18 protein-coding genes are annotated in these 18,678 nt (G+C 34.1%); 16 read left to right on the top strand and 2 right to left on the bottom strand.

What is annotated here, in order from left to right:
• Positions 1-19 precede the first annotated feature (19 nt).
• The 7 genes from CRO00_RS11885 to CRO00_RS11855 all read left to right on the top strand — a co-directional run bounded on the left by CRO00_RS11885 (position 20) and on the right by CRO00_RS11855 (position 6,224).
• Positions 20-919, top strand: a complete 900-nt coding sequence (locus tag CRO00_RS11885) for a MurR/RpiR family transcriptional regulator (protein WP_337189416.1) — start codon at positions 20-22, stop codon at positions 917-919.
• The gene (locus CRO00_RS11880; RefSeq protein WP_419865882.1) at positions 910-2,055 is read left to right on the top strand and encodes an amidohydrolase; all 1,146 of its coding nucleotides are present in this window, start codon (positions 910-912) and stop codon (positions 2,053-2,055) included. Before CRO00_RS11885 ends, CRO00_RS11880 begins: the two co-directional genes overlap by 10 nt.
• A 2-nt stretch (positions 2,056-2,057) precedes the next feature.
• Positions 2,058-2,882, top strand: coding sequence for a GNAT family N-acetyltransferase (locus CRO00_RS11875; protein WP_097073885.1), 825 nt, complete (start codon positions 2,058-2,060; stop codon positions 2,880-2,882).
• Positions 2,869-3,975 (top strand): o-succinylbenzoate synthase, encoded by a 1,107-nt coding sequence (menC, locus tag CRO00_RS11870; protein WP_097073884.1) that lies wholly within the window; start codon positions 2,869-2,871, stop codon positions 3,973-3,975. The genes CRO00_RS11875 and menC overlap by 14 nt, the downstream gene beginning before the upstream one ends.
• A gap of 96 nt (positions 3,976-4,071) precedes the next feature.
• The gene (locus CRO00_RS11865; protein ID WP_097073883.1) at positions 4,072-5,130 is read left to right on the top strand and encodes a YkvI family membrane protein; all 1,059 of its coding nucleotides are present in this window, start codon (positions 4,072-4,074) and stop codon (positions 5,128-5,130) included.
• A 173-nt stretch (positions 5,131-5,303) separates the two neighbouring features.
• Positions 5,304-5,897 (top strand): YdcF family protein, encoded by a 594-nt coding sequence (locus CRO00_RS11860; RefSeq protein ID WP_097073882.1) that lies wholly within the window; start codon positions 5,304-5,306, stop codon positions 5,895-5,897.
• 120 nt (positions 5,898-6,017) lie between these two features.
• The gene (locus CRO00_RS11855; RefSeq protein WP_097073881.1) at positions 6,018-6,224 is read left to right on the top strand and encodes a hypothetical protein; all 207 of its coding nucleotides are present in this window, start codon (positions 6,018-6,020) and stop codon (positions 6,222-6,224) included.
• A gap of 38 nt (positions 6,225-6,262) precedes the next feature.
• On the opposite strand, the gene CRO00_RS11850 is transcribed toward CRO00_RS11855, so the two are convergent.
• Positions 6,263-7,657: an AAA family ATPase gene (locus CRO00_RS11850; RefSeq protein WP_097073880.1), complete on the bottom strand. Its 1,395-nt coding sequence runs from the start codon at positions 7,655-7,657 to the stop codon at positions 6,263-6,265.
• A 317-nt stretch (positions 7,658-7,974) separates the two neighbouring features.
• Here CRO00_RS11850 and CRO00_RS11845 point away from each other — a divergent pair, with 317 nt between their 5' ends.
• The 4 genes from CRO00_RS11845 (at position 7,975) to CRO00_RS11830 (ending at position 12,981) form a co-directional block, all read left to right on the top strand.
• A complete protein-coding gene (locus CRO00_RS11845) occupies positions 7,975-9,348 on the top strand; it encodes an MFS transporter (RefSeq protein WP_097073879.1) in 1,374 nt (457 codons plus the stop codon).
• A 141-nt stretch (positions 9,349-9,489) separates the two neighbouring features.
• Positions 9,490-10,791 carry a hypothetical protein gene (locus CRO00_RS11840; RefSeq protein WP_237658401.1) on the top strand — a complete coding sequence of 434 codons (1,302 nt, stop codon included), beginning with the start codon at positions 9,490-9,492 and terminating at the stop codon, positions 10,789-10,791.
• Positions 10,792-10,973: 182 nt separating this feature from the next.
• Complete coding sequence (locus tag CRO00_RS11835; protein WP_097073878.1) at positions 10,974-12,527, top strand: histidine kinase N-terminal 7TM domain-containing diguanylate cyclase; 1,554 nt, start codon at positions 10,974-10,976, stop codon at positions 12,525-12,527.
• A gap of 67 nt (positions 12,528-12,594) precedes the next feature.
• Positions 12,595-12,981, top strand: a complete 387-nt coding sequence (locus tag CRO00_RS11830) for an SET domain-containing protein (protein ID WP_097073877.1) — start codon at positions 12,595-12,597, stop codon at positions 12,979-12,981.
• A gap of 48 nt (positions 12,982-13,029) precedes the next feature.
• Here CRO00_RS11830 and CRO00_RS11825 read toward each other — a convergent pair whose 3' ends face one another.
• On the bottom strand, positions 13,030-13,230 hold the full coding sequence (locus CRO00_RS11825) for a cold-shock protein (protein ID WP_097073876.1): 201 nt from the start codon (positions 13,228-13,230) through the stop codon (positions 13,030-13,032).
• Between the two features lie 421 nt (positions 13,231-13,651).
• Between CRO00_RS11825 and CRO00_RS11820 the strand changes: the two genes are divergently transcribed.
• The 5 genes from CRO00_RS11820 (at position 13,652) to CRO00_RS11800 (ending at position 18,664) form a co-directional block, all read left to right on the top strand.
• The gene (locus CRO00_RS11820; protein WP_097073875.1) at positions 13,652-15,820 is read left to right on the top strand and encodes a bifunctional diguanylate cyclase/phosphodiesterase; all 2,169 of its coding nucleotides are present in this window, start codon (positions 13,652-13,654) and stop codon (positions 15,818-15,820) included.
• 327 nt (positions 15,821-16,147) lie between these two features.
• Entirely contained in the window at positions 16,148-16,651 is a 504-nt protein-coding gene (locus CRO00_RS11815) for a type II secretion system protein (protein WP_097073874.1), read from the top strand.
• A gap of 48 nt (positions 16,652-16,699) precedes the next feature.
• Complete coding sequence (locus tag CRO00_RS11810; RefSeq protein ID WP_097073873.1) at positions 16,700-17,206, top strand: type II secretion system protein; 507 nt, start codon at positions 16,700-16,702, stop codon at positions 17,204-17,206.
• Positions 17,207-17,387: 181 nt separating this feature from the next.
• Entirely contained in the window at positions 17,388-18,155 is a 768-nt protein-coding gene (locus CRO00_RS11805; protein ID WP_097073872.1) for a metallophosphoesterase family protein, read from the top strand.
• Between the two features lie 62 nt (positions 18,156-18,217).
• Positions 18,218-18,664, top strand: a complete 447-nt coding sequence (locus CRO00_RS11800; protein ID WP_097073871.1) for an SACOL1771 family peroxiredoxin — start codon at positions 18,218-18,220, stop codon at positions 18,662-18,664.
• Positions 18,665-18,678 lie beyond the last annotated feature (14 nt).

Here is an 18,678-nt window from a genome sequence, read left to right as displayed (position 1 = left end):
TTATGAAGCCTAAACTTCAATAAAAGAAAAAATAAAGGGGAGACTTCCTCTGAATACAATAGGAACAATTAAAGAACGAATTGAACGACAATATAACTCTTTATCAAAGTCACAACAAAAGGTGGCAAGTTTTATATTAAATAACCCAACTTATGTAGGCGTTCACTCAGCAAGTGAAGTCGGAAAGCAAGCGGGAACGAGTGAAACAACGGTCATTCGATTTTGCTATACGATTGGTTTAAATGGCTATGCTCAGTTGCAAAAAGAGCTGACGATGTATTTATTTGAAAATAATACGAATAGCACTTTAGGTAACTATGTATCTTCTAAAGAAGAGCTATTTAAAGAACAACAACTTTGTGAAAAAGTGATGGGCCAAACTAGCAATCAAATTGTCAGAATTGCAAAACAAGTTAATCCTAAACAGTTTCATAACACGACGAAAAAGTTACACGAGGCAAAACGTATCTACATAATTGGCTCTGGGGCATCTAGTTTTGCAGCACAATGGTTTCAATTTACATTAAACATGCTTCGGCCAAATGTAGAACTTGTCCAAACTGAAACGGGGATGTTAATTCGTACATTGCAAGAAGTTGAAGAATCGGAACTTGCCATAGTCATTTCACTGCATCGCTATTACAAAGAACCAATTCAAATTGCTGAAGAGTTTTTAAGGCGCGGTGTATATACAGTTGCGATAACAGATTCAAATGTCGCACCGATTCATGCATTTGCAAATGAATCATTTGTTTTGCAACAACCTGAGTTATCCACTATAGATATGATGCCTGCTTTAATTGCCTTTTTAAATACCCTTGTTGTCGGCATGATGTCTAATGATCAAGACTATTATAATGAGCAACGGGTAAAATATGATGATTTTCAAAATAGCTTTATTGCAAATCGATGGAGTTGAATGATATGACAGAGCAACAATTAACTGAACGAATGCAAAAGGTGTTTGCTCATTTACATGCAAACCCGGAAATCAGCTGGGAAGAAACAAATACAACAGCTTATTTAATAGAGCTTCTTAAGAGTGAAGGATTAGAGCCTAAATCTTTTGAAGATATGACAGGATTATATGTTGATATTGGACAAGGTATCCCAAAAGTAGGATTTAGGACAGATATTGATGCACTATGGCAAGAAGTGGATGGAGAGTTTCAAGCTAATCACTCATGTGGGCATGATGGACATATGTCAATGGCAATTGGTACAGCACTCCTTTTAAATGAAGAAAAAGAATCGTTGCCAGGAGCTGTTCGTTTGATCTTTCAGCCAGCTGAAGAAAAGGGAGAGGGCGCAAAGGCAATTGTTCAACAAGGTGTAATCGACTCCTTGGAATATTTATTTGGTGTACATGTTAGGCCGTCTATAGAGCTTCAAGATGGGGCCCATTCACCAGCGTTATATCATGGGGCTGCAAAACTGATTACAGGGACAATAACAGGTGTAGAAGCTCATGGTGCACGACCTGAACAAGGAATCAATGCCATTGAAATAGCTTCTGCTTTAGTGGATGCATTGAAACGTATTTGGATTAGCCCAACCGAATCAGGTTCCATCAAAATGACTCAGCTCCAAGCAGGTGGAATGTCATCGAATATTATTCCAGGTAGTGCAACATTTAGTATTGATACGCGTGCACAAACGAATGAAACGATGGATGCACTGACGAATGGGTTTGAAAAGGCAGTAGAGGCCATTAGTACATTATACGACGCAACGATTACAACGAAGGTAGCTACTCATATCGTTGCAGCACAAGTTCATCCTGAGGCGAAAGCGATTATGAAGCAGGCAATTATTGAAACGGTTGGCGAAGAACATTGTGCTCCTGAAGTTATCACACCAGGTGGAGAGGATTTTCACTTTTATTCCTACTCAAAACCTCACTTAAAGTCCACAATGCTTGGGCTCGGCTGTGGGGTTGCACCAGGACTTCATCATCCGCAAATGACATTTAATCAGCAGCAGTTACCTGTAGGGGCACGTATTATTACTAAAGCGCTCCTTATTGCATTACAGCAAGTAGAAAGAAGAGATTAGACATGATACAAGTGAGAGAATTAACAACGTTAGAAGAAATGGAACAAGTTCAACTCTTAGAAAAACAAGTATGGGGTATTGAGCCAATTCCTACTCACCAAACGTTAACCGCCGTTAAAAATGGGGGGATTATGGTTGGTGCCTATGATGATGAAAAGCTTGTCGGGTTTAGTTACGGATTTGCAGGCTTTAAAAACAGTAAAGTGTCTCTTTGCTCACACATGCTTGGAATCGATGAAAACTATCGCTCACAACAAATTGGCGAGCAACTAAAACATGCACAAAGAACAATTGCTATCAGTAAAGGTTACGACATGATGCATTGGACATATGATCCACTCGAAACTCGAAATGGCTATTTAAACCTGACGAAGTTGAATGGAGTTTGTCATACATACATTGAAAATTGTTATGGTGAAATGAAGGATGGCTTTAATCAAGGGTTACCATCTGACCGTTTTGAAGTTCATTGGTATTTAAAAAGTCCTTATGTCGAAAAGCAAATTGAACCGCAAATTAGTCATCCTCAACCACTCGGGGAAATCATTTTTGACGAAGCAGGATTACCATCGTTGAAAATATTTGCATTAGATGCTTTAACATCAGAGGTATATTCACTTCCTGTTCCATGGGATTTTCAAAGTTTAAAAGCAAAAAGCCAGGAACACGCGATGCACTGGCGAATGGAAACACGAAAAGTATTTCAAAAAGTATTTGCAGCAGGTTACACGGCTGTTCGAATACAAAAGAACGACCAATGGAATAGCTATATTTTTGTTAAAAAAGATACGTTAGAGCTTGGAGGAAATGAAGATGAAAATTGCTGAAATTACGATTCGCCATTTACAAATGAAATTAAAGTCCCCATTTACAACAAGTTTTGGGACATTTACAAATAAAGAATTTTTACTTTTAGAAGCGAAAAATGAAGATGGCACAATTGGCTGGGGAGAATCGGTAGCATTTCATTCGCCCTGGTACAATGAAGAAACATTAAAAACAAACTGGCATATGCTTGAAGACTTTTTGATTCCGCTTATCTTAAATAAAGATATTTCTCATCCAGATGAAGTGAACGAAATTTTTGAGCCAATTCGTAAAAATAACATGGCAAAATCAACAATTGAAGGTGCTGTTTGGGACATTTACGCACAACTTACGAATCAATCATTAGCATCAGCGCTTGGTGGGAAGAAGGATAAAATTGAAGTGGGAATTAGTATCGGCATCCAAAAAAGCATTGACGAACTAGTATCCCTTGTCGATGAGTATGTAAACGAAGGGTATAAACGAATTAAAGTAAAAATTAAGCCGGGCTGGGATGTTGAAGTAATGCGTACATTACGTGAAAAATTCCCGGATGTGGCAATTATGGCAGATGCTAATTCAGCGTATCGTTTAAGTGATGCAGAATTGTTAAAGCAATTAGATGAGTTTAACTTAACAATGATTGAACAGCCTTTAGCATCTGATGACATAATCGATCATGCTACTTTACAAAAACAATTGAATACACCTATTTGTCTAGATGAAAGTATTCATTCACTTGAAGATGCACGGAAAGCAGTAGAGCTAGGTGCGACAAAAATTATTAACATTAAAATTGGTCGAGTTGGCGGTTTAACAGAAGCGAAGAAAATTCATGACTACTGTGAGTTAAAAGGAATTCCAGTTTGGTGTGGTGGAATGCTAGAGTCTGGCATAGGCCGAGCTCATAATGTTGCATTAACCACATTATCGAACTTCATTTTACCAGGGGACACAGCTAGTTCAAATCGTTACTGGGAAAAAGATATTATCGAGCCGGAAGTTGTGGCTGAAAATGGCTATATTCAAGTACCACAAACAGCTGGTATTGGTTACAAAGTAGATATTGAAACAGTTGAATCGTATACAGTCGATAAAAAGGTATATAAATAAGCGAAAATCCTTAAGTATCAATAAAAGATACTTAAGGATAACTTGAAATTATTTTTTTCAGAATCTTTAAACATCTTAGAATAGCGGGTGAATAGTATGAAGAAAAGTTTACAAATTGGAGGGGCCTTTGTCGGACTAATTGTTGGTGCCGGCTTTGCCTCAGGTCAAGAAATAATGCAGTATTTTACGAGTTTTGGTATTTTGGGAATTATTGGAGGGCTAGTTGCAACAGTTGCTTTTGCTTTTTTAGGGATGACGCTTGCACAACTTGGATCGAAACTTCAAACAACATCTCATAAAGGTGTAATTTATCATATTGGTGGTCGTTATGTAGGAGTGGTGCTAGATGTTCTAATCACATTCTTCTTATTCGGAGTAGCTGTAGTTATGTTTGCGGGGGCTGGTTCTACATTTAATCAAATGTTTGGGATTGACCCGATGATTGGGAGTATTATCATGGTAGCACTAACAATTGGAACGCTGCTATTAAATGTAAAAAATATTATGAATCTAATTGCTGTTATTACACCTTATTTAATGGTCGTAATTTTCATTATCTTAATCTACTCATTATTTACTATGGATATTTCTATTTCTGAAGCAAATGAAATTGCACAAAATCAAGCAAGTGCTGCTTCCAACTGGTTTATGGGCGCATTGCTTTATGTATCGTACAATCTTGCAGCAGGTGCAGCTCTGCTAATCGTAATGGGGGGTACAGAAAAGGATAGTAAAGTAGCTGGTCTAGGTGGTATTTTCGGTGGTGTTATGCTAGGTGTATTAATTATCTTAATTAACTTAACGATGTTTGTAAAAATGGATGTTGTTGCAGGTGTGGACATGCCTACATTAGAGCTAGCTAAACAAATCCATCCAGCAGTTGGTGTGCTGATGGCGATTGCGTTGCTTGGTATGATGTACAACACAGCGGTGGGAATGTTCTATGCATTTACAGTACGTTTCGTTGCACCAGACCATAAAGTATTTAAACCAACAATTGTTGCAGTTGGCTTAGTAGGGTTTGTAGCAAGTTTAGTCGGCTTTACTACATTAGTAGGTAAAGTGTATTCAACAATGGGATACTTAGGATTTGCATTAATTATCGCTGTGTTAATTGCATGGACTCGCAGAAATAAAAAGGAAGTAGTTTCTTAGATAAATAGCTTGAAAATATGTAGACAAACTCAAGGTCAATTGGGTTTGTCTACATTTTTTATTTCGAAAGTTTATTGTCTTCTGGTAGTGTATTGTGAACATATCTGGTTCAGACAAAAATGGAAAGTGCTGATAATATAAGGTTAAAGGTAGTTGAGATGAGGTGGGATTAATTGAAAAAAGGGTTATTTAAGTTTTCTCTCCTAATAGTAGGATTTTTTCTTATTTATATTTCGTATTCGGCAGCAAGTATTTGGACATTCGGGAATAAAGTTCAAAGGGTGAAAACAGATGCAGCTATAGTTTTGGGTGCCGCCGTGTGGGGAGATGAACCATCACCTGTTTTTCGCGAAAGAATAAATCATGCAATTTGGCTTTATGAAAATGACTATGTAGAGAAAATCATTTTTACTGGTGGCAAGGCACAAGGAAATCAGTTGGCAGAGTCTGAAGTTGCAAGAGATTATGCAATTGCAAACAATGTCTTAACTGAGGATATTTTCATTGAGACAAAATCTAAAATAACAGAAGAAAATCTTAACTATGCATATGATTTCGCGATTGAAGAAGATTTAGAAACCTTCACAATCGTCAGTGACCCACTCCATATGAAAAGAGCAATTTTCATGGCAGAAACCATTGGAATGGATGCATATTCATCACCATCCCAAAGTTCTGTATATAAAACGATGAACAGCAAAATACCTTTCTTACTTCGCGAAGTGTTTTTTTATAATGGCTATATCTTGAGCCTACCATTTAGATAATCAACTTTAGCAATAGTGTTATTCCTTTAGACAATGGACATACCTTTTACTAGGAGGGATTGTTTGTTAAAAGGGATGTTGCAATACTTATATTGGTATTAAATGGGTGAGGAGTGATGTATGATTTTTATATTGGAGAACATTTTTCAATTATCGGCAATTATTTTAGCGCTTTGTTCAATTTATTATTATCGACATTTTAAAAAAACGAGGAAGGAAAGAAAACTAACATTTAATGAATCAGTTATATATATTGTAACTCGTATTGCGATTTATCTTTGTGCAGCAAGTTATGTGGTGTTATTTTTGGACCGGAATTTTGGATGAAAGCTGAACTTTATAAAGAGCTCAGCTTTTTATCCTATTTACAGTACTACTTGTTTTACAATATCGATTGTTAGTAAATCTAGCGGTGTTTTATCTAGTTTTTGAACGGCATAGGTTGCTTTCGTAAATATTAACTCCTCCAGTAAATTACGAACAAGTCGTCCATTTCCGTGTTTTTCAGGATGTTGTGAAATGGCGTGGTCAAGTAGTTGCTGAACGTATGGGATTGCTTTCTCATCTAGACGATATTGGCGTTCAAGTAGCATTGTTTGCAAAATATCGAGCAATGCATCTTTCGAGTAATCTGGGAAGTTAATATGATATTTAAAACGGGATTGTAAGCCTGGGTTACTCTCCAAAAATCTATGCATTTCTTGAGGATATCCAGCTAAGATTACAACGAGACGATGTTGGTAATCCTCCATCGCTTTTACAAGGGTATCAATTGCCTCCATCCCAAAATCATTATCAGAACCTCGAACTAGTGAATAAGCCTCATCGATAAATAAAACACCGTCTAGCGCTGCTTCAATTTTCGCCCGAGTTTTAATAGCTGTCTGTCCTACATAACCAGCAACTAAATGGGAACGATCCACTTCCACAAGATGTCCACTTTCTAATACGCCTAATGATTTATAGATTGTTGCTAAAATTCGGGCAACTGTTGTTTTACCAGTACCCGGATTTCCATGAAAGACCATATGTAAATTCATAGGTTCTGTTTTCAGGCCTTGCTCCTTACGCATTCCGCAATATAATATCCAATCGTGAATACGACTAATTCGCCTCTTTACTTCTTCCAATCCTGTGAGTTTCTCTAACAGTTGTAAAGCTTCCTCAATCGGCATTGCTTCTGTTATACGTAGCGGCTTTAATAATGCTTCCTTTAAATGTGGGCGCATATAGATTTCTTTATGTAAATCCGTTAGCCATTTTTGCAGTTTATTACATTCATCTAGGTAAAAAGTGCGAAGATTTGGATTGTTCACTAAAGCTTCAATTCGCTTAATGTCCTCAAAAATACGTTTCACATTACGCTCTGTAATATAATTAACCGTTACTCGGACGTCAGTAGATGGTGATAAATTGTTCTTTGCCAAAATACATAAAATAAAATCCCAATTGTAATGGGGTTGATCTTCATAGGAAATTGCATTTAAAAAACTAATCTCAGCAGCTTCGTAATTTTCATCTAGCACATAAAGATTAGCTAGTTGTGCATATAGTTCACCGTGACGGGAAAATAATAGTCTCTTAGTTTTTTCATATTCTTCTTTTTCATAATGTACTGTTGCCTTTGAAATTAACTCATTCATAATCTGTTCTAGCTTATGAATTCGAAGTAGTTGGATTTGAATCGTTTGAGCATCAGCCAGTTCAAGTTTTGTTGTAATATCTTTAAATGTTTGTTTGACGTAATCATGTTGTGACATAAAATCATCCTTTATATTAGTTCTTGATTAAAAGAATAATGGAATATGGATAGTTCAATCAATAAAGAAGTTCTCTAATAGGGAACTTCTTTTTCTAATATGATAAAAAGTTTTTTACATTTTTAACTGTTTTAATGGTGAATTCTCTTAATTATTATACATTTTTAGTTTTTGGTTCAGTAGGTTTGATATATATCTATTAATATAATGTTGAATTTTGTTGAAATTCAGAATATTATATTATTGTATTATAACAGAATATATCATTTTAATATTGTTAAATATTAACTAGAAAATAGATTTAAAGGGGGAAAATCATGAACAGAATTAATGTTGCAAACATTATTGCTGAAAGTAAATTTAACCGCTTTCATTTCGGTTTATTAGCTTGGTGTTTTTTTATTATTCTATTCGATGGTTATGATTTAGTAGTTTACGGTACTGCAGTGCCATTATTAATGGAAGAGTGGGGCTTAAATACTGTAGAAGCCGGAGCAATTGGGAGCTATGGGTTATTTGGAATGATGTTCGGCGCTATGATTTTTGGGGTATTAGCTGATCGTTTAGGACGTAAAAATGTAACCGCTATCTCATTAATTTTATTCAGTTTATTTACTTTACTTTGTGGATTTGCAACAAGTGCTACAATGTTTTCAATCTTCCGCTTTATTGCTGGTCTTGGTTTAGGTGGTATAATGCCGAATGTTATTGCATTATTAACAGATTACTCACCGAAAAAAATGAGAAGTATGGTAGTTTCAATCGTGCTATGTGGTTACTCTGTTGGCGGGATGCTAGCACCGATTTTAGGAATATTTGTTATGCCAAGTTTAGGATGGGAGTCAATCTTCTGGTTTGCAGGTGTACCACTACTATTCTTACCATTAATGTATAAGAAGTTACCAGAATCGGCAGTTTTCCTTGTTAGAAAGGGTAGAAAAGAAGAGTTATTTAAAAATCTGCAAAAAGTGAATCCAAACTTAAGTTTTAATGGGAATGAAGAAATCGAAACTATTCAGGAAGACGTTTCAAAAGTTCCGGTTGTTGGGCTATTTAAAGAAAAAAGAGCTCTTAGCACATTAATGTTTTGGATTGCATTTTTCTCATGTTTACTAATGGTTTATGGTTTAAATACATGGTTACCGAAATTAATGATTGAAGCTGGATATGGCTTAAACTCGAGTTTAGGCTTCCTAGTGACACTTCAAGGTGGAGCTATTGTTGGTACAATTATTATTGGTCGACTATGTGATAAATATGGATCGAAGAAAATGCTTGTTCCGATGTATGCTTCTGGTGCTATTGCTTTAACATTACTTGGTCTTGGTGGAAATACATTTTATATTTATGTTTTAGTTGCTATAGCAGGTGCTGCAACAATTGGTGCACAAAATATTGTACAAGCTTACGTTTCTCAATATTATCCACCATATATTCGTTCTACAGCATTAGGGATGGCATCGGGTATCGGACGAATGGGTGGTATGATGGGTCCTATTTTAGGTGGATTCTTACTGTCAATTTCATTACCGATTGAAATGAATTTTATCGTTTTTGCTATTCCCGGCGTACTCGCTTCAATTGCGTTAGTCATTGTTGGTGAAAAACATTCATATATCAAATCTTATAATGAACAATCTATAGAAAAGATTAAAAATAAAGATACAAAATTAACAGAGATAATAGAGTAATATTTAGAGGTCGTCATTAAAAAATGGCGGCTTTTTATTTTTATACATCTCTTTTCATTAACGTATTACTACATATTTCTTGATTTCTTTGAGATAATCGATAGAAACTATTTACTTGAAGGTCTTAAAGGAGGCGCTACAGTGAATCACTTAAATGTTTTTAATTCTTATAAAAATAAGCCCCATCATCATGAAGATGAGTTAACGAGAACCTTTCTAATTCTGTTGAAAAATATCCCATCAGTACAAATTATGTTTTTTGAATTAGTTCGCCAAGAGTTTATGAAATATGACTTGAAAGAAGAAGAACAAATTGAGTCGATTGGGTTAGGTGATTTAAAAATTGAATCCGTGAGCACACAGCTAAGTCATATGAATGAACTCTTTAAGGGGAGCGAAATCGAAGGACGAAAAGTTGTATCGATTATTATTTCAGATGACAAATTTGTAGAGGATACGAAAGTAGAAAATGATGACCGTGGTGCGCGATATGATGGAGTCATTTTTGCCGATCCAGGATGGGTTTTTATCGTAGAAAATAAGCCCCTTCGTGAACATATTTGGTCACGTCAATTAAATCCTGCTTTTTCAGAACAAATAGAGGTACACATTGTGGAGCATCCATGTGCACTATCATGGCGTGTCGTTATTGAAAAGTTAAACATATTGTTATTAAACGAAATGGTTTCGGGGTTGGAAAAACAATTAATAGAAGACTTTGTAGAGTATGTTGATCACGAATTCTCTTATCTAAACCCGTATACGCAATTTGCTGTTTGTAAAGGCAATCCGTTTTTATTAAACAAGCGATGTGTCGCGTTATTAGAAGATTTAATTATTAGCGGTGAACCAGCGAATGTGAAGTATCACCGTGGATGGAAGCATTATGCTGAAAGTCGTAAAAATACAGTAAAACAAATTGCGCTTGATTCGAGTGGTCAAGGAGACAATTGGCAAATCCATTTATGGCTCTTTGCTGGAGATACAATGCATGCGGCTAAGAAAACTTTTGAAAACTTAAATATTGAAAAATTAAAGGAATTAAAGATGAAGGGATTTGGACTTGCTAGCAACTTCCATGTTTCTTATCGTTCTAGTAATCTTTTATGGTTCGAAGGAAGACTATCTTTTGATGAATATATTCAGTACTGGAAAAAACACGCACCAGCTTTGCATCAATGCAAGCGGGAAGGTTTTCCAGAGTTATTTCAATCATTTGAAAAGGATGGTTTGATTGTTGCAGAAGATCATATTAGCATTCAAGAAAAAATATTAAGTAAAAATTATGATCGTCTGAATATCTGTCCAGGTTTTGTGATGAAATACACTTGGACTAGTGAAGAGTCAATCAAACTAGATCAACGTGGTCAATTTCTAGACGATTTAAAAGAAAAAATAACAATGGCTTACGCAGCAATTGGTGATGAAATAGAACTGTCATAATGAAAAGCCCACTTCTCATTTGGGAAATGGGCTTTGTTACTCTTATGGATGAACGTGCTCATTTAGTCCTTTCACGATTGGAAGTTCGATATCTAATGACTAGTTTTAAAAAAATAAGTTCCACTCGTTATAATTTAGCAGTATTATAATTTACAGCGTTATTTAAAATTAGGAGAAAATGTATGAATGAAGAGTTATTATTGTATATTCTGTTAAATGTTTTTGCTACTGTTTTAAGTTTATCGTTATGCTTATTTTCGTATTTTAAGTTAAAAAATGCTCCAGGTGCTAAGCATTATTCAATGGTCACCTTATTGTCGGCAATATTTACATTTGCCTATGCATTAGAGTTGGCGAGTTCTTCGTTAAAAGAAATAAAGTTTTGGATAAGTATCGAATATTATGTGATGCCGTTTATTCCTAGCTTTATCTTATTAATGTGTTTAGATTATGTGGGCATAAAAATACATCGAATGCTCTTATCGGTCTTACTCTTCATTCCATTAATCACTGTATTTACTCACCACACGAATGGATTACATCACTTATATTACAAATCAATTTTTTTACGAGAGGGTACACCATTTCCTATTGCACAAATGGAATATGGACCATTTTTTTATGTCCATTCTTTGTTCCTCTTTCTATGTTTGTCGTTGAGTGTAGTAATTTTATTAATGCAATTAAAGAAATCGTTATTTCGTTTTAAAATGCAAATACTTACAATGGTTTTAGGATTGCTCGTTCCTGTTTTTGCTAACACTTTTTATTTAAATGAATTAAGCCCATATGGAATTGATCTTGGTCCTGTTTCGATGAGTGTATCTTTTATTCTTCATGGTATTGCACTATTCTCATTTCAAATGTTTAATGTACTTCCTATTGCAAGGGAAAGTGTGTTTGAAAATATGTTAGAGGGTGTTGTTGTAATTAATGAACATGGAGCAATACTTGACTATAATCAATCCGTTTTACAAGTGCTACCTATGTTAAACTCATTTTCCATTGGTAAGGAAATACAAACAATACTAGCCGAAGATGAAAAACTTGCAAACCTTATCCAATGTGGTGAAGATTGTGACTATGAGTTTATTAATAATAACGAAAGCACCTATTACCAAGTTCGATTTTCTCCAATAGTAAATAAAAGTGGGACTCCAATTGGGAATATTATTACCTTTGTAAATATGACAGATAGAGTTGAAATGCAAAAGAAACTCAAGCAACTTGCAAGCTTTGATGGTTTAACAAATATTTATAATCGGACTTATTTTTTGGAGCAATCTACAAATAAACTTGGACTTATAACACAACAAAATGTTGCGTCGTTGATATTGTTTGATATTGATCGCTTTAAAAATATTAATGATACATATGGTCATGATGCTGGAGATATCGTACTAACAGAAGTGGCAAAATTGGCAAAGAGTCTTATAGGACCACACGATTTAATTGGACGTTACGGTGGAGAGGAGTTTATCATCTTTTTACCATCATTAGAGATAGGGGAAGCATATCAACTAGCAGAATCAATTAGAAGAACGATTTCGGATTGTATGATTCGTGTGGAAGACCAAATAATTTCCGTTACTTCTAGTTTTGGCGTTTCCAATATACAACTTACAAACGATAATCAAAGTGAGGCTTTGAAACAAGCGATACGAATAGCAGACCAAGCGCTATATGCTGCGAAAAATATTGGAAGAAACAATGTTCAAATGATTAAAATAATGTAAATATCAAGCTCAAAGGTCAATTTCGTGTTATAGTAAGAAGAAATTTAAATGTAAGTAGGAGAATATTATGATAGAAGTAAAAAGTTCACCCTTAAGTGATGGAGAATTCAATAGAGGGGTATTTGCAACACGCGACATTAAAAAGGGAGAGCTATTACATAAAGCCCCTGTAATAGCTTATCCGAACGAACAACATGAACACATTGAAAAGACATTACTTGCGGACTATGCTTTTGAGTACGGCATAAACCATACTGCGATCCTTCTTGGCTATGGGATGTTGTTTAACCACTCATATGAACCAAATGCGACATATGAGATAAACTTTGACAACCACACATTTGATTTCTTTGCTTATAAAGATATAAAAGCAGGGGAAGAGATATTAATTAATTATAATGGTGATGTGGATGACAAAGAATTACTATGGTTTGATAAAGAGGAAGAGGAATAAAAAAAAGGACAATTTCAAATTTGAAATTGTCCTTTGATTATTTAAGGATTAAAGTTTTACTACGTTAGAAGCTTGTGGTCCACGGTTTCCTTCTTCTACTGAGAATTCAACTTTTTGACCTTCTTCTAAAGATTTGAAACCTTCGCCTTGGATAGCAGAGAAGTGTACGAATACGTCGTTTCCACCTTCAACTTCGATAAATCCAAAACCTTTTTCTGAGTTAAACCATTTTACTGTACCTTGTGTCATTTAAATAGACCTCCAAAAATTTATTCCATAATTAAATACTTCTAATACTAAAAAAAATTCACACATTACAAAAAGTACCGAACGATCACGATTACTTTTTGTAACATGTGAATTCATTAGATAGAAGCGATATAATTACTTTCTATAATATACATGATAAATTTAGTTCTGTCTACTTTTTTCTCTCTTCAATTTAAAGAATATTTTGGAATTAGCATTTTAGGGGGATCTTTCCTTGTGAAAAAGGTATTTATTTCTACTTTAAATGGTTATTTTTATGAATATTATTAATTTTCTATACCATTTAAAAATGTTAATCGAAAAGTATTTTAATTCGTTCAGTAAATTGATATGATGAAAATAATAAATAAGTTTTTGTAAGAATTATGTAAGATTGCAAATTAATTACGGAGAGATACATATGACAAAAACATTTGATCGTAAATACTTTAGAAATATTTCTCTTTATATCTCACTTTCCCTCCTATTAATATTATTCGTTGTACTTTTTAGTGAACAATTATACGGAATATTTGGAGAGAAAAATTATACTTCGATTCATTTAGTAATTGAATTATTAAGTGCAATTGTTTCGATGTCGATTGCTGCTCAGCTATGGTTAACAACACGTTTTAATTTAATAAATAAAGATATCTACTTAGGTGCTTTATTTCTTGCAGTTGCAATTCTAACAATTTTCCATACCATTTCCTATAAAGGTATGCCGTTTTTTATTATGGATAGTAGTCCTTACCAAGCAACATGGTTTTATATAGTGACACGATTATTATTATCTATTGGCATATTTGCAGTTATGGTGTTAAAAGTAAAAAATAGTACACCTAAAGCAAGAAATGTAGTCTTTGGTATTTCACTAATACTTACTTTAGCATTTATTTTTATAATTTATATGCCTAATAAAATTTTACCTTCATTAGTTGTTGAGGGAATCGGCACAACTTTATTAAAAAACACACTCCAGTATACAGCACTCGTTGTACAGATTATCTTGATTATTTATTTAATCAAACAAGTTAAAATTGCACAAAGAAGAAGTTTATTATTTATTACAGCATCCATATACATAATTTTTAGTGATATATTTTTTACAACATATAAAGATGTTTATGACATTTATAATTTTACAGGTCATTTGTTCCAATTCTTCTCATTTATCGTAATTTTTAGAGCTGTGTATTATACAACTGTTGAATTTCCATTTAAAAGTATGCGTGAAGCAAATGCACATCTTGAACATTCAAGAAAAGAAATGCATCAAATGGCTTATTATGATGAAATAACATCATTGCCTAATGAACGATTTTTAATTGAAACTTTAAATAAAACAATCGTAAATGGGTTGACTCAAAAAACGGTAATTGTAATGGAATTTGACCGCATCTCAGCGATTAAATCTTCCCTAGGTTCATTTTATTCTGAACGAATGTTAAAAATGGCCGCAGAAAGAATTAGTAATGTTATAGGTGATAAACATTTTATTAGTAAATTAAGAATCGATCAATTTGTTATTTATATAAACGATCATTTAGATAACGAGGAGATTACGAAACTTTGTAAACTTCTACAAAACATTATGGCTGCACCGTTCCATATTCAACACTTTTCATTAATTGGAAATTTAAACATTGGAATTGCACACTATCCTAAAGACTCTACTTCAAGTGAAAATTTAATTAAACATGCTCAGTTTGCAATGTATGAAGCAGGTAAAGTGCCAGAAAGAATTTTGTTCTACCAAACTTCAATGCTAAATTTACGAACAAAGCGTGTAGAGTTAGAAAATGATTTATATAAAGCACTTGAAAATAATGAATTGTTTTTACAATATCAACCTCAGTTGGACTTACAAACTGGGGAAATTAGATCAATGGAAGCTCTTGTTAGATGGAATCATCCTACAAAGGGTTGGATTTCGCCTATGGACTTTATTCCGATTGCTGAAGAGTCCGGGTTAATTATTCCATTTGGCAGATGGGTGCTTGAAACGGCATGTAGACAGGCGATGGAGCTACAAAAGGTAGTGAAGAAACCGTTCAAAGTTGCAGTTAATTTATCCGTGGGGCAGTTATTCCAAGAAAATTTTATTGATATTATAAAAGAAGTTATACAGGAAACGAAATTACCGCCGCAATTGTTGGAATTAGAAATAACAGAGAGCATGACGATGAACACAAATTATATTACACCTATACTGAAAGATTTAAAAGAAATCGGGATTACTGTTGCAATAGATGATTTTGGTACTGGATATTCATCACTCTCATATTTAAAAGATCTTCCAATCGATTGCTTGAAAATTGACAGAAGTTTTGTTCAGAAAATCAATAATATTGAAGACCGAGAACCGTTAGTTGACATGATTATTTCCATGGCACAGCACTTAAAGTTAAGTGTAGTGGCAGAAGGAATTGAAACGATTGAACAACTTCATTATCTACAAATGAAAAAATGTGATTGCATCCAAGGATACTTTATTAGCAAGCCAATCAATTTTGAAGATTTAGTTGCAAAATATACAGACATACAGCAAGATGCAAATAGTAAGGTTCGCCAGCTTAATTTAAATTAGGATAAGCACATTCTGTTCGTTTTTGAATAGAATGTGTTTTTTTGTTTGGAGTGAAACGTTTAGTGGGGAAATACGGACTATTGCTAGTTTAACTTGATTGAACTATATATCTCGATTAAGACAAAAACCATTGTATTATTTTTCGCCCAAAATTAACTCGAGAACAGGAATATTGTCTATTTTTCTTGATTCGACTCTGGTTCAATTGGTGGGTTTTTCCATAATACGTTAAATGTTATTCGATAGTATGATAAAATATCCATAATATGTATAAGTAAATCAAAAAAAGATATTTCCTAAATCTCTGGATGGACTAAGAGGTGGATTATGAAAGCTATAAAGTCACATAAAAATCAAAGGGGAATTACATTAATTGAATTACTTGCAGTGATTGTGATTTTAGGAATCATTGCAGCTATCGCGGTACCTGCAATTGGTAATATGATAGAAAACTCAAAAAAAGATGCTCATATCGGAAATGCAAGGGCAATGGTAGAAGCTACGAGATTGCTTAGTATTTCTGAAAGTAATATTATGCCCAGCGAAGGAAGAAGAACTTTTGTCCCATTAGGATACTTAATAAATGTAGGATACCTTGATGAGATAGATAGTCCAGGATATGAACGTTATGCACAAACAAAAGAGCATATACCAGCTTTTGATGATCATGCTAATAATAAGTGGGCGGACGGACAAGATTCATTTGTAGTAATAGATAATAATAACGGCACAATTGAATACTACGTAAAACTCATTACCTATAACAATAAAGTTATTTTACCATTAACTAAAGTGAATGATATTACACGTGAGGATATTACAATTCAATAATTGGTTTTAACACTATCAATTTAAAAGCAATGTAAGAGGTGTTAGAATATGAAAATTAATAGAATGAAAAATGAAAAAGGACTTACTTTAATCGAATTATTGGCTGTAATCGTTGTTTTGGGTATTATCGCGGCAATTGCAATACCCGCTATTGGGAACATAATTGAAAATACAAAAAAGGACGCTCATATTGCAAATGCAAAAGCGATGATTGAAGCTACGAGATTATTGAGTATTGAAGAAAGTGATGTCAGACCAAGTGTGGGGAACAAATCTTTTATTCCTTTAGGTTATTTAATTAACAAAGGTTATATGGATGCCTTTGATAGCCATGGGTTTGAAATGTATGCACAAAATCCAGATGATAATCCTACTAAGAATGGTGGTCCACATCACATGTGGGAAAATGAATGGAACACCTTTGTACAAGTAGTTAATAATAATGGGATAATAGAATATTCTGTCAAACTACTATTAACACCTTCAAAAGAAGTGGTGCTACCCTTGACAAAAGAAAGCGAAATCACTAGGGATAAAATTACTCATTACAATTAACCAAGCTTCAACATTAAAAGTTGAGGCTTCTTTTATTTGGATGAATTAAACATCCTTTAATAAATATGGTATAGTTTAGTATAAATAGTTGAGCATTTGTAAAAGAAGGGTAAAATAATATATAGAATACATATTTCAAGATGGCTTTTTCAAAAGTGCTTTGTTAGTGGGGTGTGTGTGAATGGAGAAAGTGTTTGTCATTGGCGATATACATGGAAGTTACGATTTATTAGAGAAAATTTTATATTATTGGAATCCGCAAGAGGAACAACTCGTGTTTTTAGGGGATTACATTGATCGTGGGCCGGATAGTTTAAAGGTTCTACAAAAGGTGATGGAGCTGTCCGAGCAGTACGACATCGTTACTTTAAGCGGAAATCATGAGCAGATTTTTCTTAACTGGTTAGAAAAGCCGGAAGAGGTATCCCAATTTTACTTCAATCAAAAGGTTGGAGGCATTGCTACGGTTCAAAGTTTTTATGATGTGCCGGATTTCAATATCGCATCTGATAACTTTTCCGTAAAAGAACTAACCCAAAGTATTCGAAAAAAGAATAGTGATGTTATTAAGTTTATTAAAAAATTAAGAAGTTTTTACTTGTGGGAACCATATCTTTTTGTTCATGCTGGCATCGATGCAACAGTAGAAAACTTTAGAGAAACTAAATTTGACGACTATTTTTGGATACGTGAGGAATTTTTCTCGAGCCCCCATTTAGCAAAAGAAATCGTCGTATTTGGTCACACACCAACGCCCCTTTTAAATACGGACCAATCCAGTGATGTGTGGGTCTCTCCAGACAAGAAGAAAATTGGCATTGATGGTGGAGGCGCTATTTATGAAAAAGGACAGTTGCACGGATTGGTTTTTTCGAATAACACAAATGAAATCATTATATATTCAGCTTCGAGAAATGAAACTGTGAAAACAAGTACAATGGTGCTTTAAGTGAGGGCTCTTAATATTAGAGTCCTCATTTCCTTATATATAAGAAGAAAAGGAGTGAGACAATGCTAAAAAATGGCCGTCATATTTTTAACTATGAATCAACTTGGGATGGTGGACGTAACGAGGTTGGAACAATCTCCTGTGGCAATTTGAAAACAGAAGTCTCTATACCAAAAGAAATGAATGGCCCCGGTATCGGGACTAATCCAGATGAGATGTTATTAAGTGCAGCGGCTACTTGTTATCTCATTTCTTTAGCAACTATGTTGGATCTGTCAAAGGTACCAGCTCATTTGACATTAAAATCTGAAGGAATTGTAGAAGTAAATAATTCTACTCTAACTTATAAAGAAATCATTCATCATGTTGAAATCGCTTTAAAAGAAAATAGTGAGAAACATATTCGACTATCAAATCGTTTAGCAATTAAAGCAGAACAAACTTGTATGATTAGTAAAGCTATAAGAGGGAATGTAAATGTTGCGGTGAATTGTACAATTACTACATAAAGAAAGTGGGTGAG

Origin of the sequence: Ureibacillus xyleni (assembly GCF_900217795.1) — a bacterium.
Lineage (GTDB): Bacteria > Bacillota > Bacilli > Bacillales_A > Planococcaceae > Ureibacillus > Ureibacillus xyleni.
This window is presented reverse-complemented; position numbering and strand designations above follow the sequence as displayed.